The sequence below is a fragment of the Pseudomonas sp. NFACC39-1 genome (assembly GCF_900110355.1).
Taxonomy (GTDB): Bacteria; Pseudomonadota; Gammaproteobacteria; order Pseudomonadales; family Pseudomonadaceae; genus Aquipseudomonas; species Aquipseudomonas tehranensis.
On sequence record NZ_FODL01000005.1, the window covers coordinates 118,585 to 140,832 of the forward strand.

Here is a 22,248-nt window from a genome sequence, read left to right on the forward strand (position 1 = left end):
CCCGCAAGGACTGCATCAGAAGTAATAGGGGAATTTCAGGCTAAAGGTGAAGTCCGGCGCATCGTCGGTCAGACCGATGGACAGGTTGGGCACAATGGTCAGGTTGTCGCTGGCGGCTACGGTCATGCCGATGTTGAAGTAGCCGGCATTGGCGTCGCTGGAAACCACCGATTCCCAATCTCCGCCGTCCTGTTTGAGCTTGCTTTTCTTTTGTATGAGGTCGGAAACCGAGAACGACATACTCATCTTCTCGTTCAGCGCGAAGGCAATGCCCGCGCCGATCTGGAAGCTGTCACCGATCCGCACCTTGCCCGGTATCCTCTGGTTGACGGTGGAGCTTATGTCGTCGAAGGACTCTTCGAAGTTATGGGTGTAGGAAAGGCTGCCGAACAGCACTGCCGGATCGAAGGTCTTGACCAGCGAGATCCCGGGTGTGATCGACCATACGCCGTTGCCGGTGGGCAGGTCTTCAGGCACGAACAGGTTGGTGTTGGCCTGGGACTGGCGCAGCTTGATGCCAAACGGCTCCTCGCCGGTGGGGGCCTTGACGCGTAGCGTGAGCACCGCGTCCGGGCTGTTGATCGATTCGTCCATGAACTTGTAGGCGATGCCGAAGTTGACGTCACCGATGGTGGGATCGCGGGTAACGGTTTCTTCGCTGGTCACCCCAGCCGCGCCTTGGTTGGCACCGCCGGACTGATAGGTGGATTCGCGGTAGACCACCGGTACATTGAGGTCGAACTGCCAGCGATTGTCGAAGTTGTAACGGCCGGTGAGGTCCAGGGTCCAAGTGTCGGCCTTGATCCTGTCCAGGTTGATGTTGCCCAGGAAAATCGAATCCAGGGCCAGGAAGCCGTTCAGAATCAATTGTCGTGTGTCGTAGCGCGAATAAGTCACGCCGGTTTCGAAGCTGAACTTGCCACCGCCAAAAAAGCCGCTGGCCTCGTCATAGAGGTTGGAGACACTCTGGGCGGGCTGTGAATCATCGGCCAGAGACTGCCCGTAACCGCTGCCACCGGCCGCTGCGCCGCCCGCCGCAGTCTGGTTGCCTTTCATGTCGGCCGGGGATTTGGCCAGACGCTTGGGCGCGGGAGCAGCGGGTTGATCCTCGACCTGGCGAACTCGCTGCTCGAGTATCGCCAGGGCTCTTTGCTGGACCTCGTATCGTTGTCTGAGCTCGAGAAGCTCCTGCTTCAGAGCTTGAATGTCGGCGTCAGGTGCTGCTTGCAGCAGGGGCGCCGGTAAAAGAGTGCTTACGCACATCACAGCGCGCAACGATACGGATCGATACATGAAATATGCCGTCCCTATTTGCCCAGTGGTCGCAAGGCAGCGTAGTTCAATATCCGAGATTGCGCAGTCCGCGCAGCTGGGTCAGGTTGCAGTCCAAAGCGCCGGCGCTGAGGCCGTTGTTGTTCAAAACCACGTTGAGTTGCGTCATGTTGTTGACCAGGTTGCTGTTACCCAGCAAGCGAGTGTTTTGCAGCAAGCCGCCCTGGGCTACTTGTTGCAGAGAACTACCCTGGTTGTGGTTGGCCTGGATCGCCATCTGCACGCCGCTGCCGGTGGCGGTGACCGCGACACTGCCGGCGGCGTTGCTGCCGCTGATGGTTTGGCCTTTGCTCAGCAACTGGCCTTGAGCAGGCACCAGAGCGGGGGCCTGGTTGCTTTCCCTGACGTTGATGCTGACGTTGTTGTAGGCGGAGTTGCCATCACCCGCGGCGCGTACGCTCTGGGTCACACCCTGGCCGCCCGCCAGGCCCGCGCCACCGACAATGTTGCCGCTGCCCTGTTGCGGGGCCTGGCCATTGCCGGTCTGCTTGATCGTTGAGACATAGAATTGGGGTTTGACGGTGGCCGCCTGGATCTGCATGGAACTGCTCGCGCCGATCAGGTCGCCACTGGCGTTGCGCCAGGTGCTGCTCATGACGATGCCGAAGCTGATGACCCGGCCGGGCATGACATAGCGTCCACGCAGTTCGGCAAGCTCCTGATCCTTGACTTCGATGGGTTTGAATCCGGCGTGGGCATGGCCCGACACAGCCGCGGCAAGGCCGGCAAACGCCAGCCAGCGTGAAGTTTTCATGTGCTGCTCCCGGAGCTTCCTGCTCCTTTTTGTACTTATCGTTGGCGATTGGTCGGCGATTAGAAAAAGTCGCTCTGTATGAAGCCAAAATCCATCAGCTCTGCATCTTTGACCGGGTTGAACCCGTCCAGTTTGTTGCGCGCCGTCAGCGGTTGCGGAGGGGTGCGCAGTGCGTTGGTCTTGTCGTAACCCGGGCCGACGATGGCAAACACGATGCCGTTCCAGCCTTTGACGAAATCATCATGGGCGTAGCGCTTGTGCCCCAGTACAGGGTCGGCGATATAGACCCATTGCTGGTCGGCTCGCTGCAATACCACGAAGTGCTTGTAGCCACGGATGTCCATCAGGACCACCACCGGAATTGTCACTGCCTCGAGCTTTTCCGGCGGTATCCGGTAGCCCCGGGCGCGCATGCCGATGCTTTCCACGTAGCGCTTCATATCGAGCATGGAAAATCCCTGGGTGCGGACCAGGTCATGGTCGGCTTTGACCAGCATGCCCTTGATGACGTGCTCTTCATCCACGTCAAGCCAATAGGCCTGGCGCAGTACCGTGGCCAGCGCGGCGGCGCCGCAACTGAAATCGGTTTTCTGCTCGACGATGTCGCTGAACTTGCGCTCGCGCACACTCTGTACTGGCTTGTAGACCAACATGCCGCCGGGTAGGGCGGCGACCGGCATCTGCGCAGCTTCAGCCACGCCGGCCAGACAAAGGAGCAGAGAAAGGGCTGCCGCTCGCATGATCGATACGCCTTATGCACACCTGGGAAAGAAGCCCCGTTTCCGGGGCTTCGTTTCGATCGCGCTTACATGCAAGCCCTGCAACCGGCTGCAATGGACAGCGAGTTGCTTTGCTGGTTGCCCACGCCCGCCGACACGTTGGCGCCGCCGTTACCGGAGAAGCCGTTCATGGAGTTGGTCATGGTAGCGTTGTTGATGACAGGGTTTTTCCAGCCATCGCGGGTCAGCACTTGCTGAGTGTTGCTGCCGGCCAGTTCGAAGGTGCCCACGGCGGAGAACTTGAACTTGTCGTCATCGTGACCGCCGCCGTAGCCGCCTCTGTTGCCCCAGCCGCCATGGTTGTCGTCTTCGACGGTGCCGGTGCCTTTGGCCTTGAACGTGCCGGAAGCGGCATAGGTGCTGGTAAGGGTGTCGGTTTTGTAGGTTCTTACGCCCTTGTTGTCGACCACAAGGCCTGTGGAGGACTGATCGGCCGCGGCCGCGGCTTCGGCGACACGTCCACCCGATACAGCAATGGCCAGGTTGTTTTTCTGTTGGTTGAAGTTACCGGCGGTCACGTTGATGCCGATGTTGCCGGAGCCGTTGTTGCCCGCATTGGTGAGCGAGGCGTTGTTTCGGGTCGAGTTGTTTTTGACATAGTTATTGTTATTGACCTGCATGGCGCTGGAGGCAGCGACAGCCGAGCCGAAGATGAATGCTTCGTCAGCGGTGGCGATGGCTGCGGCATTGTCCTGCTGGTTGCCGTCGCCGGCGGCGATGTTGGCGCCCATATTGCCGTTGCTGCCATTGAGCGAGTCAGCGGCTTCGGCGGTGTTGCGGGTGGCCTGGTTGGTCACCACGTTGCCGTCGCTGTTCTGCACATCCAGCACGGCTGCGCCAGCCCCTGCGGTGATCGAGAGCAGTTGCTCAAACGACGGGCCTTTCGGACCGTGATTGCCGTGCCCGTTACCGTGCCCATTGCCACGTCCGTTTCCATCGGCCTGTGCGGCCATTGCCATGACAGCGGCGAGAGCAAAAACCAATGGTTTGAGTGCCATTGTTGGTTTCATGGTGTTTCTCCTTGCGTGTCGTTGGTTAAGTGTCAGTACTTTCTTATGCCCACGGTTTTCGGGTCAGTCAGCGACCCGGATGCTCAGGGTGTTAGCCATGCGGTTCCCCACCCCGGCACTCTGGTTCACCTGGATGACCCCTCGGCTGCCGGTGAAGGCCTGGTCGCTGGTGACGACCTGGCGACTGCCGGTTGGGGTGCCAGTTGCTCCTGAGTTTGGTAGCAACGCCACGTTCTGCTGAGAAAGGGCGCTATCGTCGATGCTCTGCGGCCGGGCACTGATACCCACCCGCATGACATTGGCCATCTGGTTGTTGGCACCGGCGGACTGGTTAACGCCCAGCACTCCGTTGCCGTTGCTAAATGAACTGCCGCCGATGCGGGCCGTTGCGTTCACCGACGGGTTGGCCGCTGTATCCAGCCGTTGACGCACGTCGGTGGTGGCCTGTGCGTGGGTACCGATGGCGATGGCCCGGGTGTTGGTCTGCTGGGTCTGATCGCCAGCGGCCTGGTTGACGTTGAAGTTGCCGGTATAGCGGCTGCCGGAATCCTGCAGGTTGGCGTTACTGATCACCGCCACGCCCGGATCGGCGAACACGGTGGACGAGCCGAGCAGGGCAAATAGAAACAGGGCTGCTTTCATGTCACTGACCTCCGCCCAGCCGACCCAACGGGGCCAAGCCGGAACTCAGCGAACGGTTGATCGTGCCGGAGATGGCACCACCGCTGCCGCCACCGTGACCGGCGCGCATGCCCGGCAGGCCGTTGGGGTTGGTCACGACGTTCAGACCTTGCACCCCGGTGTTGTTCGGGTTGACGGCGTTGCGGATCGACGAGCCGCTGGCAACGTTGGCGAATTCGCCGTCGCTCAGCTCGATGCTGGCAGTTGCCTGATTGACTCGATCGGATGGGTTGGCGTTGACGGTGGTCGGGTAGGGGTCTTTGCCACCGTTTCGACCGATGTGTACGGGTTGTACGTCACGAGTGAGGACAATGACGCCGTTGCCCTCGGCTTGTACGGGCAAGCTGAACGTCGCACCGGTGGCGCAGCCGATCAACAGCAGGCACGTCAAGCTTCTATTGATAGTCCCCACGGTATCGATTCCTTCTTCGGTGGGCTGGCCTTGGTCCAGCGTTGCGAAGGAGGAAGAGCAGGTGTTGTGCCGCTTATAAAAAATATATCAAATTCAATGAGTTGGTATATCTCAGAGGAATTGCGCCTGGTGACTGTTTCATTCGTGAGACAGGCCGATAGAGGCTAATGGCCGGGCGCTATCGCTTGGCTCTGGTTCAAGGCTTCGCAAGCAGGTGTTTCAAGAACCTGACAAAGGCAACGGAAAAACCATCTAGGTGCTCTGGAGCCGGGTTTGCCACGACCTGGGTGTTTCAAGAGTGGTACAAACAGATGGGTGAATCAGGCTTGGAGCAGTCGAGTCACGGTTGCAAACACCCGTTCCCGACGTTGCGCCCAATCGCCTTCAATGACCTGCAAGGGTTGCTGATGCCGAACCAGCCATTGCTCGATAGCCTCGAAAAACCTCATTCGGTCTTCCAGTTCGGGTTGGCAGCGCAGGCCATCGCCAGTCCATTCGACCTGTTGCGGGCTCAGCAGCAGGTGCAAGTCGTAATGGCGCGCCAGCAAGGCCGGCTCCAGCCAGCTTGGGCAGTCGCCGAACAGGGTTTGGCTCCAGAGGATGTTGCTCAACAGGTGGGTGTCGAGGATCAACAACGGTGGTTTACAGGCGCGGGCCGCGTCTTCCCAGGCCAACTGTCCTGCGGCGATATCGGTGATGTCCGACAGGCGGGTCTGACGCGGATTCTGCTCCATGAAGTGGCGAACGTATTCGTCCACCCGCAAGCCGCCGAAGTGCTCCTGCAACTGCGCCGCCAGCCAGCTCTTGCCGCTGGACTCCGGCCCGGTGAGCACCATGACCTTCATGTGCGCAGGACCGGGTCGGCGCGCCATTCGCGCCAGCCCTGTACGGCCAACAGGGTGAACAAGGCGTAGAGCGCAGCGGTCAAGTACAGGTCCTTATAGATGAACAAGCCCACGAAGATGATGTCCAGGGCGATCCACAGCGGCCAGCATTGCACGCGTTTTTGCGCCATCCACCACTGGGCCACGAGACTGAAACCGGTGAGCGCGGCGTCGAGCCAGGGTTGGGCGGCGTCGGTCCAGTGCGCCATTGCCGCGCCCAGCATCAGGCTGCCTGCCGCGCCGACCGCCAGGCCACGCAATACTGAAGGAGCGCCCAGGCGGGTGATTTGTCGCCCCTCATGATGCTGCCCCGCACGAGTCCATTGGTACCAGCCATAAAGTTGCAGTACGGCGTAGACACACTGCAGCAACATGTCCGAGTACAGCTTCACTTCGAAGAAGATCCAGCTATAGAGCAGCACCATGACCAGGCCGATCGGCCAGCACCAGGGGTTCTGCTTGACGGTCAACCAGACAGCGATCACGCCGAGGGCTGCGGCAAACAGTTCAAGCCCGGACATGGCGGTTCCTTGGGTAGTAGAAGAAGGCGGCGATTGTAAACGCTGGCGCCAGTTTTTCTATGACTGGTAAACCTTCTTGAGCAGGCGCAGCAATTCTTCGCGCTCGGCACCGTCAAGGGTTGAGGTGGAGTCCAGGTCGCTCTGTGCGGCGATTTGCTTGAGTTCCTTGAGCAGGGTTTCGCCGGTTTTGCTCAAAAATATCCCGTAGGAGCGTTTGTCGGGCTTGCACCGCACCCGCACGGCCAGTGCCCGGCTTTCCAGCTTGTTCAACAGTGGCACGACCTGCGGCGGTTCGATCGACAGGGCCTTGGCCAGATCGGTCTGCATCAGGCCAGGGTTCTGGTCGATGATCGCCAGGGCCGAAAATTGGGCGGGCCGCAGATCGTGGATGGCGAGTCGACCGATCAGGTTCTGGAACAGTTTCAATTGGGCGCGACGCAGGGCGTAACCGATCAGATCATCCAGCGCGGAGTCCAGCGGGGCCTGTGCGTCGGTACCGCTGGCCTGGGGCTCGGCGGGGTCGGCAAGCTTGGAAGACTTGGCCATCGGAGGGAGCATCCTCAAGGTGAGTGATTAACAAGGCTATCCATTTTGCCGAGGTTGAAGCGCGATGGCTATGGCGGATATCGAAATAGTGATTTGCCGCGTTGTCCTGTCCATTGGGGGAAATACAGATAAATGGATTAATAGTTAATTGACATAACTAGTTTTCGAGTTTAGTTTTTGCTCATCTTCAGCCAAGAACAAGAGAGCACGCCCGCCATGAGCAATTACGAAGGTCGCTGGAAAACGGTCAAGGTCGACATCGAGGAAGGCATTGCCTGGGTCACCCTCAATCGCCCGGAAAAACGCAACGCCATGAGTCCGACGCTCAATCGCGAGATGATCGACGTGCTGGAAACCCTGGAGCAGGACCCGGCCGCCGGAGTACTGGTGCTGACCGGGGCCGGTGATGCCTGGACGGCCGGCATGGACCTCAAGGAGTATTTCCGCGAAGTGGATGCCGGGCCTGAAATCCTGCAAGAAAAAATCCGTCGCGAAGCCTCCCAGTGGCAATGGAAACTGCTGCGCATGTACGCCAAGCCGACCATTGCCATGGTCAATGGCTGGTGCTTCGGTGGTGGCTTCAGCCCGCTGGTGGCGTGTGACTTGGCGATCTGCGCTGACGAGGCGACCTTCGGCCTTTCGGAAATCAACTGGGGCATCCCGCCCGGCAACCTGGTCAGCAAGGCCATGGCCGATACCGTGGGCCATCGTCAGTCGCTGTACTACATCATGACCGGCAAGACCTTTGGCGGGCAGAAAGCCGCCGAGATGGGACTGGTCAACGAAAGCGTGCCCCTGGCGCAACTGCGCGAAGTCACCGTTGAGCTGGCGCGTAACCTGCTGGAGAAAAACCCGGTGGTGTTGCGAGCAGCCAAGCACGGGTTCAAGCGCTGCCGCGAACTGACTTGGGAGCAAAACGAAGATTACCTGTACGCCAAGCTCGATCAGTCGCGCCTGCTCGACACCGAGGGTGGTCGCGAGCAGGGGATGAAGCAGTTCCTCGACGACAAGAGCATCAAGCCGGGGCTGCAGACTTACAAGCGCTGAGACAACGGCGCGGCGGGTGCCGATCCTGTGCCCGCAGGCTGTTGCTCAAAGGCCCTTGGCGCTACTGTGAATGTGTTCCCTATAACGACAATAAAGAGGAATCACCATGCTGGACGTGCCCCTGTTGATCGGCGGCCAGTCGTGCCCCGCCCGTGACGGTCGGACTTTCGAGCGTTGCAATCCGGTAACCGGTGAAGTGGTCTCCCGTGTGGCGGCTGCCACGCTGGAGGATGCCGACGCCGCCGTGGCCGCCGCGCAAGCTGCGTTTCCCGCCTGGGCAGCGTTGGCGCCCAATGAGCGGCGCACGCGTCTGCTGCGTGCCGCCGAGCAGTTGCAGGCGCGCACTGGCGAGTTCATTGCCGCTGCCGGCGAGACGGGTGCCATGGCCAACTGGTACGGTTTCAACGTGCATCTGGCGGCGAATATGCTGCGCGAAGCTGCGTCCATGACCACCCAGATCAATGGCGAAATCATTCCTTCGGATGTGCCCGGCAGTTTTGCCATGGCCCTGCGTCAGCCGTGTGGCGTGGTGCTGGGTATCGCGCCGTGGAATGCCCCGGTGATTCTCGCCACCCGAGCCATCGCCATGCCTCTGGCCTGCGGCAACACTGTGGTGCTCAAGGCTTCTGAAATCAGCCCGGCGGTGCACCGCTTGATTGGTCAGGTATTGCAGGACGCCGGGCTGGGCGATGGCGTGGTCAACGTTATCTGCAATGCCCCGGCAGATGCGCCGGCCATTGTCGCGCGGCTGATCGCCAACCCGGCGGTACGCCGTGTCAATTTCACCGGCTCGACCCACGTCGGGCGCATCGTTGGCGAACTGTCGGCGCGCCACCTAAAGCCTGCATTACTGGAACTGGGCGGCAAGGCGCCGTTGCTGGTGCTCGATGACGCTGACCTGGATGCAGCGGTAGAAGCCGCCGCCTTCGGGGCGTACTTCAATCAGGGACAGATTTGCATGTCCACCGAGCGGCTGATCGTCGATGCCAGCGTGGCCAATGCCTTTGTTTCCAAGCTGAGCGCCAAGATCGCCACCTTGCGTGCCGGTGATCCTGCGGCCGGTGATTCGGTATTGGGTTCGCTGGTAGACGTCAGTGCCGGCCAGCGTATCAAGGGGTTGATCGACGATGCCTTGGCCAAAGGCGCGACGCTGGTGGCGGGAGGGCAACTGGACGGCAGCATTCTGCAGCCGACCTTGCTCGACGGCGTTACTCCAGACATGCGCCTGTACCGCGAAGAGTCTTTCGGGCCGGTGGCGGTGTTGCTGCGGGGTGAAGGCGACGAAGCCTTGTTGCGCCTGGCCAATGATTCGGAATTCGGCCTTTCGGCAGCCATTTTCAGCCGCGATACCACTCGGGCGTTGGCCTTGGCCCAACGGGTCGAGTCGGGCATCTGTCACATCAATGGTCCGACCGTGCACGACGAGGCGCAGATGCCCTTCGGTGGGGTCAAGTCCAGCGGTTACGGCAGTTTTGGCGGCAAGGCGTCCATCGAACATTTCACCCAGTTGCGCTGGGTGACGATGCAGAACGGCGCCCGGCATTACCCGATCTGATATCCGTCGCATGCGGGCGGTGGCGCGTGGACATCGCCGGCCCGATGCAGGCCAGACATAACAATAACAAGGCCGCAGCCAGATGCTGCCACGCTCCGCTCGCTTCGTGCGGGTTCGGCGTGCCTTGATGGAGGAAATGTACGTGAGTGTTGAGTTCAGATCGTCCTCCCGAGCCAGCCCCGGGCGCTATCGCCAGGTGTCGATTGGTCATCCAGCCGTTGAAGTCAGAGAAGAGCAGGGCATCCTGCACATGCGCTCCCTGGAGCCGTTGGCTGCGTTGCCGACGCGTTTGCTCGATCGCCTGGTGCATTGGGCCCAGGTGCGCCCGCAACAGACCTTCATTGCCGCCCGCCAGGCGGGCGGGGACTGGCGGCGAGTCAGCTATGCCCAGATGCTCGACAGTGTGCGGGCCATCGCGCAAGGCCTGTTGAGCTATGGCTTGTCAGCCGAAAAGCCCCTGGCGCTGCTATCGGGTAATGACATCGAGCATCTGCAAATGGCCCTTGGCGCGATGTACGCCGGGATCCCCTATTGCCCGGTGTCGCCGGCCTATTCGTTGTTGTCCCAGGATTTCGCCAAGCTGCGCCACGTTTGCGATCTGTTGCAGCCGGGGTTGGTGTTTGTCAGCGAAGCTGCGCCGTTTGAGCGGGCGATCAATGCGGTGCTGCCGGCGGACATTCCCTTGATCACAGTACGCGGCGAAATGGCCGCAAGGTCCAGGGCAAGCTTTGCCAGTCTGCTGGCGCAACCCGGTGGTATTGAGGCCGAGCGGGCCTTTGCCGCCACCGGGCCGGACAGCATTGCCAAGTTCCTCTTCACCTCGGGCTCCACCAAGCTGCCCAAGGCCGTGATCACTACCCAACGCATGCTCTGCGCCAACCAGCAAATGCTCTTGCAGACCTTTCCGGTGTTCGGTGAAGCGCCGCCGGTATTGGTGGATTGGTTGCCGTGGAACCACACATTCGGTGGCAGTCACAACGTCGGCATCGTGTTGTACAACGGCGGCACGTTTTACCTGGACGACGGCAAGCCCACCGCCCAGGGCTTCGCCGAAACCTTGCGCAACCTCAAGGAGATTTCTCCCACTGCGTACTTGACCGTGCCCAAGGGCTGGGAAGAGTTGGTCAGTGCCCTGGAACAGGACGGCGAGTTGCGCGAGCGTTTCTTCGAGCGCATCAGCCTGTTCTTTTTTGCGGCAGCGGGTCTGTCCCAAAGTACGTGGGATCGGCTCGACAAGGTCGCCGAACAGCATTGCGGTGAGCGCATCCGCATGATGGCCGGGCTGGGCATGACGGAGGCGTCGCCGTCCTGTACTTTCACCACCGGACCGTTGTCCATGGCCGGTTACATCGGCTTGCCGGCACCCGGCTGCGAGGTGCGGCTGGTGCCGGTGGACGGCAAGTTTGAAGGCCGCTTTCGCGGACCGCACATCATGCCCGGCTACTGGCGCTCGCCGCAGCAGACCGCTGAGGTGTTCGACGAAGACGGATTTTATTGTTCGGGCGATGCGATCAAGTTGGCCGATCCCAATGATCCGCAACTGGGTTTGATGTTTGACGGACGGATAGCCGAGGACTTCAAGCTGTCCTCCGGGGTGTTCGTCAGTGTCGGGCCGTTGCGCAACCGGGCGGTGCTGGAGGGGACCCCGTACGTCCAGGACCTGGTGGTGACCGCGCCGGATCGCGAATGCCTGGGCGCGCTGGTGTTCCCACGGCTGGCTGAATGCCGGCGTTTGTCAGGCCTGTCCCCGAGCGCCAGCGATGCCGAGGTCTTGGCCAGCCCACCGGTACGCCAGTGGTTTGCCGATTGGCTGCAACGTCTTAACCGTGAGGCGAGCGGCAACGCCAGCCGTGTGGAGTGGATTGCCTTGCTCGATGAACCGGCCTCCATCGATCGTGGTGAAATCACGGACAAGGGCTCGATCAACCAACGGGCGGTGCTGCAATGGCGCGCGGCGCAAGTCGAGGCGCTGTACCGCGGCGAAGATCCATCGATCCTGCGGGCGAACTAGTCGGTCCAGATACAAGACCTGTGGGAGCAAGGCTTGCCCGCGATGGCGATGGATCAGTTGGCATCAATGTTGGCTGATCTACCGCCATCGCGGGCAAGCCTTGCTCCCACAGGACTTTCCTGAGCCTGATTCTTCTTCGATTGGCCTGCCCCCGTCGTGACACCCCGTCCCAAGCCTTCTACTATGGCGACTCTGTTTTCTCTGGAAGAACCTGGATGAGTAAGCCCGGCCAAACGGTGCTGGTCGCATTGCGCAGGATGATCGCCTCAGGCGAGCTGGCGGGTGGTGAGCGCTTGATGGAAATTCCCACGGCTGAGTTGTTCGGTGTTTCGCGAATGCCGGTGCGCATGGCGTTTCGTACCCTGGAGCAGGAAGGGCTGCTGGTGCGCTTCGGTGGTCGCGGATTCCAGGTGCGCTCGGTCAGTGCCGAGGAAATCGCCGGGGCCGTGGAAGTGCGTGGTGTGCTCGAAGGCCTGGCCGCGCGGCAAACGGCCGAGCGTGGCTTATCCGAAGAGGGGCGAACGGCACTTGAACAGTGCCTGGTGCAGGGCGACGAACTGTTTGCCAAGGGCTATGTAACCGAGGACGACCTTGAGGTCTATCACGACTTGAACATGCGCTTTCATCAGGTGATCGTCGAGGGCAGCCATAACCCGGCGATTGCCGATGCCCTGGCGCGCAACGATCACCTGCCATTTGCCTCAGTCACCGCCCTGGCGGTGGATCGCCAGAACATGGCCGGTGAGTTTCGCCGCTTCAACTACGCCCACATGCAGCACCACTCAGTGTTCGATGCGCTGATCCATCGCCAGGGCGCCCGCGCCGAGGCAATCATGCGCGAACATGCCAATGCGACTTTGCGTTATGCCGAGGTGTTCGGCTCGACGTTGGCTGATGAGCGGATGAAGGTGATTGTTCGGTCGCAGTGAGCACGCATACGCCTGTGGGAGCAAAACGGTGCTCTCACAGGCTCTGGCCACTGCGTTTTGGGTCAGATATCCAACACTAGAAGTGGCGTCTTCGAGCGGGAGCAGCACGGCGTGAACTGGTCGTTGCAAGCCTGTTCAGCCTCGGTCAAAAACATGTCCCGGTGCTCCGGCACTCCCTCCAGCACACGCGTCAGGCAGGTGCCGCACACGCCCTGTTCGCAGGAAATCGGAATCTCGATGCCGTGGCTTTCCAGCACCTGGACCACGCTTCGGTCGGCGGGTACTTCGAAGACCTGGCCGCTGCTGGCGACTTTCACCGAGAAGCTGCCATCCGCGCGGGTGTCGGTGGGCGCTGCGGCGAAATACTCGCGGTGCACACAGGTTTCCTGCCAGCCCAGGGCCCTGGCGGTATCGAGTACATGCTGCATGAAACCGCCGGGGCCGCACACATAAAGGTGCAGATCGTCACCAGGCGCGGCCAGCACTCGAGCGGCGTCCAGCATGGTCTCGGGTTCTTCATCAAAATGCAGGAACACTCGATCGGCATAGGGTGACCGGCGCAAGCGTTCGACAAACGCTGCCCGCTCCCTGGATCGGGCGCAGTAATGCAGCTCGAACGCCGCACCGCTCTGGGCCAGCTGTTCGGCCATGCACAGGATTGGCGTGATACCGATGCCTCCGGCAAACAGCAAGCTGCGTCGGGCCTCTGGGGCGAGGGGGAACAAGTTGCGCGGTTCGCTGATCAGCAGGCGCGCGCCAGGCAGAATCTGTTCATGCAAATTGCGCGAACCGCCTCGAGACGTCACATCCTTGAGCACCCCGATGAGGTAGCGATGCCGTTCCTCGGGATGATTGCACAGCGAATACTGACGAATCATGCCGTTGGGCAGGTGTACGTCGATATGGGCACCGGCGGTGAACGCCGGTAAAGGCTGGCCGTCGACACTCGTCAGCTCGTAGCTGCAGATGTCCTGGGCTTCGTTGTGCCGCGCCGTGACCTGGACTTCAATCATGCTCGTTGCTCCCCCTGATGGGTGCTGGCAATCAATCCCGCTTGCGGCTCGCGCTCGCGGGCAATCAAACGGTCCAGCACCCGACGCGACTGCACGCCGCCGGCATCGATATTGAGCTTGAGCAGGCTGCGTTGTGGGTGATCCAGCAAGTTGCGTTGCTGACGCTCGAGCATTTCCAGGTCTTCGCTGAAAATCTTGCCCTGGCCCTCGCGAATGCTGGCGGTCAGCGCTTCGTCCTGCGGCTGGAAGTGTCGGGCCATGCCCCAGAAGTACCAGATGGATGTCTCGGTTTCCGGGGTGATGAAGTCCACCACGATGCTGGATGCCTTGAACTGCGGCGCGGCGTGATACCCGCCCTTGCCGGCATGGGCCACGCCAACTTCGATCAGCACATGGCTGGGCGGGGTGAAACGGCAGATCTGCCAGCGGTCCACCGGCACGTCGTCGGCCAGGTTGTTGCCACGCAAGGCCATGCGCCAGAAAGGCGGGGCCATGATGTTTTCCATGTGCCGGGCGGTGACCACTTCGTCACCTTCGACCGTGGTCACCGGCGGCGCCTCGTCGATTTCCTTCTGGCCGATGCTGGAAGCGTGCACGTAGGTTTCGTGGGTCAGGTCCATCAGGTTGTCGATCATCAGGCGGTAATCGCACTGGATATGGAACAGGCCGCCGCCGTAAGCCCACTCGTCACTTTCGGCCCATTCAAGATGATGAATCAGCGTCGGGTCAGCCAAGGCCTGGTCACCGGGCCAGACCCAGATAAACCCATGACGCTCCTGCACCGCAAAGGTCTTGTTGCAAGGGAACCCTCGCACCCGTTGCCCTGGCATTTCGACGGTCTTGCCATCGCACCCCATCACCAGCCCGTGATAGCCGCACACCAGGTTACCGTTTTCGACATAGCCCAAAGAGAGCGGGGCGCCGCGGTGGGGGCAGAAATCTTCCACAGCGACAACTTGGCCTTCATGACCGCGGTAAAAAACCATTTTCTCACCGCATATCTGGCGGCCCAGCGGTTTGTCAGCGAGTTCATCAGGGGTGCAGGCGACATACCAGGTGTTCTTGGGGTACATGACGGATCTCCGTACGGACATTGTTGTGCTTATGGATCCATTAACTCTCTTAACTATTTCCGTTGTCAATATTCTTGGCGGTTTTGCAGACGGTTGGCGCCCTCTAATGGATCCATTTGTTTTCCTTCCTATGAAAAAACTGCACAAATCTTCCAGACACCTCTGGCGCCAGCGGTTAACCTGCTCGGGCAGATACACAAAAACGGGACCGCCCATGACGCCGCGCAACTGGATCGATCTCAAGCAGGACGCCACGTCCGGCATCGAGACCGTGCGCGCGCATTTCGAGGGGCATGCCTACGATCCCCATTGGCACGACGCCTATCTGGTGGGCGTGACCGAGCAGGGCGTGCAGCAGTTCCATTGTCGCCGCCAGCAGCACAACAGCACGCCGGGCAAGGTGTTTCTGCTCGAGCCTGGCGAGTTGCATGACGGCAACGCGCCCCACGCCAGCGGTTTCACCTATCGCACGTTGTACCTCGAGCCACAGTGGCTGGAGCGCGAGTTGCGGTCGTTGTTCGACGTGGCTCCGGATAATGCACAGCTGGGATTTGCCGCCACCCTGGCTGACGATGCGCGGCTGGCGAGCGCCACGGCGCTGGCGTTCCAGAGCCTGCACCAGCAGGAGATCCGCATCGTCCGTCAGACGACCCTCGACGCCTTGCTGGCTAACCTGACCCAGCACCTGCACTGGCGTGCGCGGATCAATCCCGATCCGCGCTTGCCATTGGTGGCGCAGCAGGCCCGTGATTACCTGCACAGTCATCTGAGTGAAGACATCGGGCTGGATGACTTGGCACGGGTCACCGGGGTGGATCGTTTTCGCCTGACCCGCGCCTTCAAGGCTGCGTTCGGTCTCGCCCCCCATGCCTATCTGATCCAGTTGCGTCTGGCCCGGGCCCGGCGCTTGCTGGCCCGTGGCGAAAGCGCGGTGGCGGTGGCGGCGATACTCGGGTTTGCCGATCAGAGTCATTTGGGGCGCTGGTTTCAGCGTGCCTATCGCCTGAGCCCGGCGGACTATCGCAAGCGTTGCTCAAACGTTCCAGACTGAGCGCGGTTGGGTGGGGATGATCAGGCTACGATCATTCACCGAGATGTTGCTCCATGGACCAGTTGCTGCCGTTTGCCTTGTTCGCCTTTGTCGCCTCCATTACCCCGGGCCCGACCAATATCCTGGTGCTGAGCCACAGCTCGCGCTTTGGCCTGGCAACCACCTGGCCGATCATCCTCGGCGCCTGCGCCGCCGCAGCCTTGTTGGTGTTGTTGGTCGGCACGGGATTGGGGGATGTGCTGGCCCGTCATGCGACGATTCAGACGTTGCTGTCATGGGCTGGAATTGCCTGGCTGAGCTGGATGGCCTGGCAAATATTCAGCACGCCGGCCCAGGCCATTGACCCCGAGCGCCGCATTGAGGGCCCACGACTTGGCTTGGCAGGGGCGGCCGCTTTGCAATTGGTCAATCCCAAGACCTGGATGATGGCATTGGCGGTGGTCAGCGTCTTTGCCGGCACCGAGGCCGACCGTACCGTGCGGGTGCTCTGGCTGTCCCTGGCGTTCTTCGCGATTTCCATTCCGTGCATGACCGTGTGGGCCTATCTGGGCCTCGGTGCTGCCAGATTCTGCCGCAGCGCCGTGGCCATGGGTCGGTTCAATCGAGTCATGGCGGTGTTGTTGCTGATGTCGGCGTGGTTGACGTTGGTGGTCTGAGCCGCTGACGAGAGGGGCGAAGCGCCCACCCAAAGGCAGCGTTTCGCCAAGCCTCGGTCTATCGCAGGTCAGCTTTGCAAGTACACCGCATGGGTATGGGTGTATTCGTACAAGCCGTGCTTGCCGTCGGCTCCTCCCACCCCGGACTTACGCACGCCGGCATGGAAGCCCTGCATGGCTTCGAAGTTTTCGCGGTTGACGTAGGTCTCGCCAAAGTCCAGGCCACGAATGGCGTGCATGGCCCAGCTCAGGTCGCGGGTGTAGACCGAAGAGGTCAGGCCGTAGTCGCAGTCATTGGCCAGGGCGATGGCCTCGTCCAGGTCGTCAATGATCTGGATCGGCAGCACGGGACCGAAGATTTCCTCACGCATGATGTCCATCGAGGCGTTGCAACCGGCCAGGACTGTGGGTTGAAAGTGAAAGCCCTGGGGACGATCCGCCACGCGACCGCCGCTGACCAGGCTGGCGCCTTGGCTGAGGGCGGTTCGCACCTTGCGTTCAACACTGTCCAGGCCCTGACGGTTGATCAGTGGACCCATTTCCACGTCGGCTTCGGCGATCGGGTCGCCGTAGCGGGTGGCGGACATCGCCGCGCTGATGCGTTCGATGAATTGATCGGCGACCTTGCGCTCAACGTAGACACGTTCGGCACAGTTGCAGACTTGCCCGGTGTTGATGATCCGTGAGTCGCGAATGGCTTTCACCGCCAGCGCCAGATCAGCGTCCGCCAGCACGATGGCCGGGGCCTTGCCGCCCAGTTCCAGGTTGAGTTTGGTAATGTTCGGTGCCGCCGCCATCATGATCCGTGAGCCGGTGTCGACGCTGCCGGTGAAGCTGATCATGTCCACGCCTTGGTGAGCGCTCAAGGCTGCGCCGACCTGGCCGTCGCCGCATACAACATTGAACACGCCGGGTGGCAGGTCGGTTTCGGCCACCAGTCGGGCAAATTCGAAGCAGTTGTTCGGGGTTTCTTCGCTGGGCTTGATGACGATGGTGTTGCCGGTCAACAACGCCGGGGCCATCTTGCGAGCGATCAGGAAGAACGGAAAGTTCCACGGCAGGATCCCGGCCACCACGCCCAGGGGCTTGCGGAACAGGAAGATGTTTTCACCGGGCCGGTCGCTGGTGATGATCTCGCCCTCGATGCGTCGGGCCCATTCGGCCATATAGTCGAGGTAGTCAGCGGTGAAATTCACCTCCACCTCGGCCAGGGCGCTGATCTTGCCTTGCTCCAGGGTGATGGTGCGTGCCAGGTGGGTGACGTTTTCCCGCAGTTTGGCGGCGATGCGGCGCAGGTGTCCGGCGCGTTCGATAGCCGGTTTGGCCGCCCAGTCTTTCTGCGCGGCGCGGGCGGCAGCCAGGGCCTGATCGACGTTGGCGGCGCTGGAAGCCGGAACCCGGGACAGCAAAGCGCCGGTTGCGGGGTTGAACACCTCCAGGTGCGCCTCGCTGTGGGTGAACTGGCCGTTGATGAAATTCTGGAATACAGGAACGGATGACATGGCGGTGTCCTTCAATAAGTGCGCGACGGCGCTTGAACGGCGGCGGGTTCACGGTAGCGGGCGAGGGTGGCAATGGCACTCTGGCGCAGCAGGCTGATGTCGATGGCCACGGCAATGAACTGGCAGCCCCAGCCCTGATAACGGCGGGCGTCTTCTTCGTTGGGCGCGAGGATGCCGCAGGCCTTGCCGGCGGCGAGGGTGGCGTTCACGGCGTATTGGATGCGCGCCTGGACTTCGGGGTGGCCAGGATTGCCTGCGTGACCAAGGCCAATGGACAGGTCGGCGGGGCCGATGAACACCGCGTCCACCCCTTCGACGGCAGCGATGGCCTCGACGTTTTCCACCCCGGTGCGTGACTCCACCTGGACGATCAGGCACAGCTCTTGATGGGCTGTGGTGAGGTAGTTGGCGACGCCGTCCCAGCGGGTCGCGCGGGTCAGGCCACCGCCCACACCACGAATGCCTTGGGGCGGATAACGCATGGCGCGCACCAGGGCCTGAGCCTGTTCAGCGGTCTCGACCATGGGAATCATCAGGGTTTGGGCGCCGACGTCCAACAGTTGCTTGATCAGGTTGGCATCGCCGGTCACCGCTCGCACCACTGGCGCGGTGGCATAGGACGCCACGGCCTGGAGCTGGTTGAGCACGCTGGGCACGTTGTTGGGGGCGTGTTCGCCGTCGATCAGCATCCAGTCGTAACCGGTGCCGGCGACGATTTCGGCGGCGTAACCGCTGGCGAAGCCGGCCCAGATGCCGTACTGCGTATGCTTGGCGGTGAGCGCGGCCTTGAAGGCATTGTGAGGCATGTTCATGGTGGGCTCCTCTAGCGGTGATAAGGCCGGTGCAGTTGGCACTCAGGATTCAGCGCCACGCCGAAGCCGGGCTGGTCGAGGACCGACAGGCGCATGCGGCCTTGCACCGGTACCGGCTCGCCCAGCAATTGCGGGTGGAACATCGGCACCACTTCATCCGCCTGGGGCGCCATCATCAGGAATTCGGCGAACGGACTGTTATGCCGGGTGGCGACGAAGTGATAGCTGTAGACCGAGGAACCGTGGGGGATGACCAGTGCGTTATGGGCATCGGCCAGGGCCGATATTTTCACCAGTTCGGTGAGGCCTCCGCACCAGCCGACGTCCGGCTGGATGATGTCGCAGCAGCCCATTTCCAGCAGCATGCGAAAGCCCCAACGGGTGGCTTCGTGCTCGCCGGTGGTTACCAGCATGCCCTTGGGTACATTGTTGCGCAGCGCCGCGTAGCCCCAATAATCGTCGGGTGGCAGAGCCTCTTCGATCCATTTCAAGCCATGCTCATGGGCGCCGACCGCCAGTCTGGTGGCGTAGTTGAGGTCCAGGCTCATCCAGCAATCGAGCATCAACCAGAAGTCCGGACCGACCCGTTCGCGCATCGTCGCCAGTGCCTCGAGATTCTTGCGCAGGCCTTCCTCGCCTTCGGCCGGGCCGTGATGCAAAGGCATCTTGCCGCCGATGAAACCCATTTTCTGCGCCAGGTCGGGGCGGGCGCCGGTGGCGTAGAACTGCAACTCATCGCGCACCGCGCCGCCGAGCAGTTGATGCACCGGTTCCTGGCGGATCTTGCCCAGCAAGTCCCAGAGCGCCAGATCCACACCAGAAATCGTGTTGATCACCAGGCCTTTGCGACCGTAGTAGAGCGTCGATTGGTACATCTGGTCCCAGATCTTTTCGATGTCGGTGACCCGGGCACCTTCGACGAATCGCGCCAGATGCTTCTCTACGATGTAGGCCGCCGGTTCGCCGCCGGTGGTCACGGCAAAACCGACCGTGCCGTCGCTGGCCTCGATCTCTACCACCAGGGTGCCAAGCACGTTGATACCGAAGCTGCGGCGGCTCTGCCGGTACTGTGGGTATTTGCTCATCGGCGTGGCGATGTGATCGTCGATCCAGTGGCCGTCCGCCTGGTCGTGATAATCCGCGCCGCCGCCTCGCAGGACGAAGGCGCGGACGTGTTTGATAGTGGGGATACCCATGGTGCAGCTCCTTGAGTTAAACCGTGGCCGGTGTGTTCGAAGCGCGTTGGCCGGGGGAGTGGATGCCCAGTACCAGCAACGCGGCGATGACGGTGGTGGCGGCGAGCAAATAAAGGCCGGCCGCGGGGGAATGAAAGGCGCCTTCGGCCCAGTTCTTCAGCACCGGGGCAATGAAACCGCCGAGTGCGCCGAAGGAGTTGATCAACGCGATACCTGCCGCAGCGGCACTGCCAGCCAGGTAACTGGAGGGAAAGGTCCAGAACACCGGCTGCACGGCGATGAAACCGGAAGCGGCAAAACAGAGGGCGATGATGCCCAGCAGTGGGCTGGAAACGCTCACCGAGCAGGCGATCCCAGCGGCGGCCATCAACAGGGTCAACGCAGCGGTGCGTCGGCGCTGGCCAGTGCGGTCGCTGTAACCGGGAATCAGGTAGGCCGCGCACAGTGCACAAACCCACGGAATGGCCGTGACCAGGCCCACCATCAAGCCCACCTTGCTGCCCAGCAACCCGCCCACTTGGGTCGGTAGGTAAAACACCACGCCGTAGACGCTGGCCTGGATCAGCAGGTAGATCAGGCACAGGTACAGCACCGAAGGCTGGCACAACACGCTGAGCAGGCTGCGGCCATGGGATTGTTTGTGCTGGTCCTCGGCATCAAGCAGCTCCTGGACCTGGCGGCGCTCTTCAACCGTCAGCCATTTCGCATCGGCGGGGCGGTTGTCCAGGTACCAGTAGGCCCATACGCCCACTGCCGAAGCCATCAGGCCTTCCACGGCGAACAGCCATTGCCAGCCGTGAACACCGGCGAAACCGTCCAGTTCCAACAGCAGGCCTGATAGCGGGCTGCCGAATATGAACGCCAGTGGTGCACCGAAATAAAAGAAGCCCATGGCCTTGCCTCGGGCCGCCGAGGGGAACCAGTAGGTGAGGTAGAGAATCACGCCGGGGAAGAACCCGGCTTCGGCCACGCCTAGCAGGAAGCGCAGCACATAGAAACTGGTTTCGTTGTGGGCAAAGACCATCGCCGCCGACACCAGACCCCAGGTGACCATGATCCGGCACATCCACAGCTTCGCGCCGACGCGGTGAAGGATCAGGTTGCTGGGCACTTCCAGCAACGCGTAACCGGCAAAGAACACGCCGGCACCAAATGCGAATGCGGCGTCGCCGATACCGGTGTCGGCCTGGAAGGCTTGCTTGGCGAAGCCAACGTTGGCGCGGTCGAGAAAAGCCATGATGTACATCAGCAGCAGGAAGGGCAGCAGGCGCCAGGAAATCTTGGCCAGTACAGACACAGGAAGAGTCTTCATCGCGGGAGTCCTTTAGCAGGTATTTGTTCTTATGGGCTGGACTGTACGGCGGGCGATTGATGCGTTACAAATCGAATCTCGCTAACAATCGATACCTTGAAGGTATCGGTAATCAGGGGCCTATCAATGACTCATCCTGTAGTGTCGCGCAGTCTGTTCAACCGCCTGCGCTACAAGCACTTGCACATGCTGGTGGCCTTGAGCGCCAGCCAGAACCTGCACCGGGCGTCCCAGAGCCTGAACATGTCGCAACCGGCGGCGACCCGGATGCTGCACGAGATCGAGGACATGTTCGGTTGCGACCTGTTCGAGCGACTGCCCCGGGGCATGCGTCCGACTGCCCTGGGCCAGGAGCTGATTCGCTTCGCCGAGTTGGCTCTCAGCGGCCTGGACCGCTGCGCCGAAGACCTGCTGGCCCGGCAGCAAGGCGGTTACGGTTACCTGTCCATCGGCACCATCATGGGAGCAGCGCCGGACCTGGTCATGGATTCCATTGCCCGGATCAAGGCGCTCAATCCGCAGCTGCGGATCCGCATCATGGGCGACACCAGCGACCAGGTGATCCAGTTGCTGGAGCAAGGCCGCATTGACCTGGCCATCGCCCGGCGCAACGCCGCCACCGACAGCGAGCACTACGACTTCGAACCACTGGGCAATGAGCGACTGCTGGTGGTGGTTCACGCCGGCCACCCCCTGGCCCGGCGCAAAAAACTGGACCTGGCCGAACTGGTCAGCGACTGGCCGTGGATCCTGCAGCCGGAAACCAGCCCGGCGCGCATCGGCCTCGATCAAGCGTTGCAACGTCTTGCACTGCCGACGCCCGCAGACATCATCGAATGCAGCTCGGTGTATTCCATGCAACAGCTGATTCAACTGACCGACGCGATCATGGTGCTCTCGGAAACCGCCTTGCGCGATTACCTGAAAATGGGCTTGGTGGTGGCGCTGCCGGTGGCGCTGGACGTGCAATTGGCGCCGTTTGGCTTGTTGCGGCGCAAGGGGGAGCCGGTGAACCGGGAGCTGGGGTTGTTCATTGATCTGCTGCGCACGCAGGCCGCGGCGGGAAGGTAGCGCCGAAGCGCTTGCTGCGCTGACGCCAGCAACCCCTTGCAACGGTTGCGCGGTTTCAAAAAACGATCGGTTTGGAGAGCATCGACCACGTCAACGTATTC

The 22,248-nt window shown here is 61.5% G+C and carries 22 protein-coding genes; 7 read left to right on the top strand and 15 right to left on the bottom strand.

The window, feature by feature from the left end; translation table 11 throughout:
- Nucleotides 1-15: 15 nt before the first annotated feature.
- The 9 genes from BMY45_RS12455 to BMY45_RS12495 form a co-directional block, all read right to left on the bottom strand.
- On the bottom strand, nucleotides 16-1,293 hold the full coding sequence (locus tag BMY45_RS12455) for a transporter (RefSeq protein ID WP_092397936.1): 1,278 nt from the start codon (nucleotides 1,291-1,293) through the stop codon (nucleotides 16-18).
- Nucleotides 1,294-1,339: 46 nt separating this feature from the next.
- The gene (locus BMY45_RS12460; protein ID WP_092397938.1) at nucleotides 1,340-2,086 is read right to left on the bottom strand and encodes a hypothetical protein; all 747 of its coding nucleotides are present in this window, start codon (nucleotides 2,084-2,086) and stop codon (nucleotides 1,340-1,342) included.
- 59 nt (nucleotides 2,087-2,145) lie between these two features.
- On the bottom strand, nucleotides 2,146-2,826 hold the full coding sequence (locus BMY45_RS12465; RefSeq protein ID WP_092397940.1) for a C39 family peptidase: 681 nt from the start codon (nucleotides 2,824-2,826) through the stop codon (nucleotides 2,146-2,148).
- Between the two features lie 65 nt (nucleotides 2,827-2,891).
- A complete protein-coding gene (locus tag BMY45_RS12470; RefSeq protein ID WP_092397942.1) occupies nucleotides 2,892-3,875 on the bottom strand; it encodes a heme utilization protein in 984 nt (327 codons plus the stop codon).
- A gap of 63 nt (nucleotides 3,876-3,938) precedes the next feature.
- On the bottom strand, nucleotides 3,939-4,517 hold the full coding sequence (locus BMY45_RS12475) for an adhesin (protein ID WP_092397944.1): 579 nt from the start codon (nucleotides 4,515-4,517) through the stop codon (nucleotides 3,939-3,941).
- Nucleotide 4,518: 1 nt separating this feature from the next.
- On the bottom strand, nucleotides 4,519-4,968 hold the full coding sequence (locus BMY45_RS12480; protein ID WP_092397946.1) for a hypothetical protein: 450 nt from the start codon (nucleotides 4,966-4,968) through the stop codon (nucleotides 4,519-4,521).
- Between the two features lie 320 nt (nucleotides 4,969-5,288).
- On the bottom strand, nucleotides 5,289-5,813 hold the full coding sequence (locus tag BMY45_RS12485) for an AAA family ATPase (protein WP_092397948.1): 525 nt from the start codon (nucleotides 5,811-5,813) through the stop codon (nucleotides 5,289-5,291).
- Entirely contained in the window at nucleotides 5,810-6,373 is a 564-nt protein-coding gene (gene pnuC, locus BMY45_RS12490; RefSeq protein ID WP_047226535.1) for a nicotinamide riboside transporter PnuC, read from the bottom strand. Before pnuC ends, BMY45_RS12485 begins: the two co-directional genes overlap by 4 nt.
- A gap of 57 nt (nucleotides 6,374-6,430) precedes the next feature.
- Entirely contained in the window at nucleotides 6,431-6,919 is a 489-nt protein-coding gene (locus BMY45_RS12495; protein WP_092397950.1) for a MarR family winged helix-turn-helix transcriptional regulator, read from the bottom strand.
- Between the two features lie 216 nt (nucleotides 6,920-7,135).
- Between BMY45_RS12495 and BMY45_RS12500 the strand changes: the two genes are divergently transcribed.
- From BMY45_RS12500 to BMY45_RS12515, 4 genes are all read left to right on the top strand, one after another.
- Nucleotides 7,136-7,966, top strand: a complete 831-nt coding sequence (locus BMY45_RS12500) for a p-hydroxycinnamoyl CoA hydratase/lyase (RefSeq protein WP_003202420.1) — start codon at nucleotides 7,136-7,138, stop codon at nucleotides 7,964-7,966.
- A 106-nt stretch (nucleotides 7,967-8,072) separates the two neighbouring features.
- The gene (locus BMY45_RS12505; RefSeq protein WP_092397952.1) at nucleotides 8,073-9,521 is read left to right on the top strand and encodes an aldehyde dehydrogenase; all 1,449 of its coding nucleotides are present in this window, start codon (nucleotides 8,073-8,075) and stop codon (nucleotides 9,519-9,521) included.
- Nucleotides 9,522-9,663: 142 nt separating this feature from the next.
- Entirely contained in the window at nucleotides 9,664-11,532 is a 1,869-nt protein-coding gene (locus BMY45_RS12510) for a feruloyl-CoA synthase (protein WP_092398576.1), read from the top strand.
- 215 nt (nucleotides 11,533-11,747) lie between these two features.
- Nucleotides 11,748-12,461, top strand: a complete 714-nt coding sequence (locus tag BMY45_RS12515) for a GntR family transcriptional regulator (RefSeq protein ID WP_092397954.1) — start codon at nucleotides 11,748-11,750, stop codon at nucleotides 12,459-12,461.
- Between the two features lie 62 nt (nucleotides 12,462-12,523).
- Here BMY45_RS12515 and BMY45_RS12520 read toward each other — a convergent pair whose 3' ends face one another.
- The gene (locus tag BMY45_RS12520) at nucleotides 12,524-13,474 is read right to left on the bottom strand and encodes a PDR/VanB family oxidoreductase (protein ID WP_092397956.1); all 951 of its coding nucleotides are present in this window, start codon (nucleotides 13,472-13,474) and stop codon (nucleotides 12,524-12,526) included.
- Nucleotides 13,471-14,547 (bottom strand): aromatic ring-hydroxylating oxygenase subunit alpha, encoded by a 1,077-nt coding sequence (locus BMY45_RS12525; RefSeq protein ID WP_092397958.1) that lies wholly within the window; start codon nucleotides 14,545-14,547, stop codon nucleotides 13,471-13,473. The genes BMY45_RS12520 and BMY45_RS12525 overlap by 4 nt, the downstream gene beginning before the upstream one ends.
- Before the next feature lie 214 nt (nucleotides 14,548-14,761).
- Here BMY45_RS12525 and BMY45_RS12530 point away from each other — a divergent pair, with 214 nt between their 5' ends.
- Nucleotides 14,762-15,598 (top strand): AraC family transcriptional regulator, encoded by an 837-nt coding sequence (locus BMY45_RS12530; protein ID WP_092397960.1) that lies wholly within the window; start codon nucleotides 14,762-14,764, stop codon nucleotides 15,596-15,598.
- Nucleotides 15,599-15,651: 53 nt separating this feature from the next.
- Entirely contained in the window at nucleotides 15,652-16,254 is a 603-nt protein-coding gene (locus tag BMY45_RS12535; protein ID WP_092397962.1) for a LysE family translocator, read from the top strand.
- A 68-nt stretch (nucleotides 16,255-16,322) separates the two neighbouring features.
- On the opposite strand, the gene aldA is transcribed toward BMY45_RS12535, so the two are convergent.
- Genes aldA through BMY45_RS12555 form a run of 4 tightly spaced genes read right to left on the bottom strand, consistent with a single transcriptional unit; the run spans nucleotide 16,323 to nucleotide 21,076 of the window.
- The gene (aldA, locus tag BMY45_RS12540; protein WP_092397964.1) at nucleotides 16,323-17,756 is read right to left on the bottom strand and encodes an aldehyde dehydrogenase; all 1,434 of its coding nucleotides are present in this window, start codon (nucleotides 17,754-17,756) and stop codon (nucleotides 16,323-16,325) included.
- A gap of 11 nt (nucleotides 17,757-17,767) precedes the next feature.
- Nucleotides 17,768-18,568, bottom strand: coding sequence for an aldolase/citrate lyase family protein (locus BMY45_RS12545; protein WP_092397966.1), 801 nt, complete (start codon nucleotides 18,566-18,568; stop codon nucleotides 17,768-17,770).
- 11 nt (nucleotides 18,569-18,579) lie between these two features.
- A complete protein-coding gene (gene rhmD, locus BMY45_RS12550; protein WP_092397968.1) occupies nucleotides 18,580-19,764 on the bottom strand; it encodes an L-rhamnonate dehydratase in 1,185 nt (394 codons plus the stop codon).
- 16 nt (nucleotides 19,765-19,780) lie between these two features.
- A complete protein-coding gene (locus BMY45_RS12555) occupies nucleotides 19,781-21,076 on the bottom strand; it encodes an MFS transporter (protein ID WP_092397970.1) in 1,296 nt (431 codons plus the stop codon).
- A 126-nt stretch (nucleotides 21,077-21,202) separates the two neighbouring features.
- Here BMY45_RS12555 and BMY45_RS12560 point away from each other — a divergent pair, with 126 nt between their 5' ends.
- The gene (locus BMY45_RS12560; protein WP_092397972.1) at nucleotides 21,203-22,147 is read left to right on the top strand and encodes a LysR family transcriptional regulator; all 945 of its coding nucleotides are present in this window, start codon (nucleotides 21,203-21,205) and stop codon (nucleotides 22,145-22,147) included.
- Nucleotides 22,148-22,248: the final 101 nt, after the last annotated feature.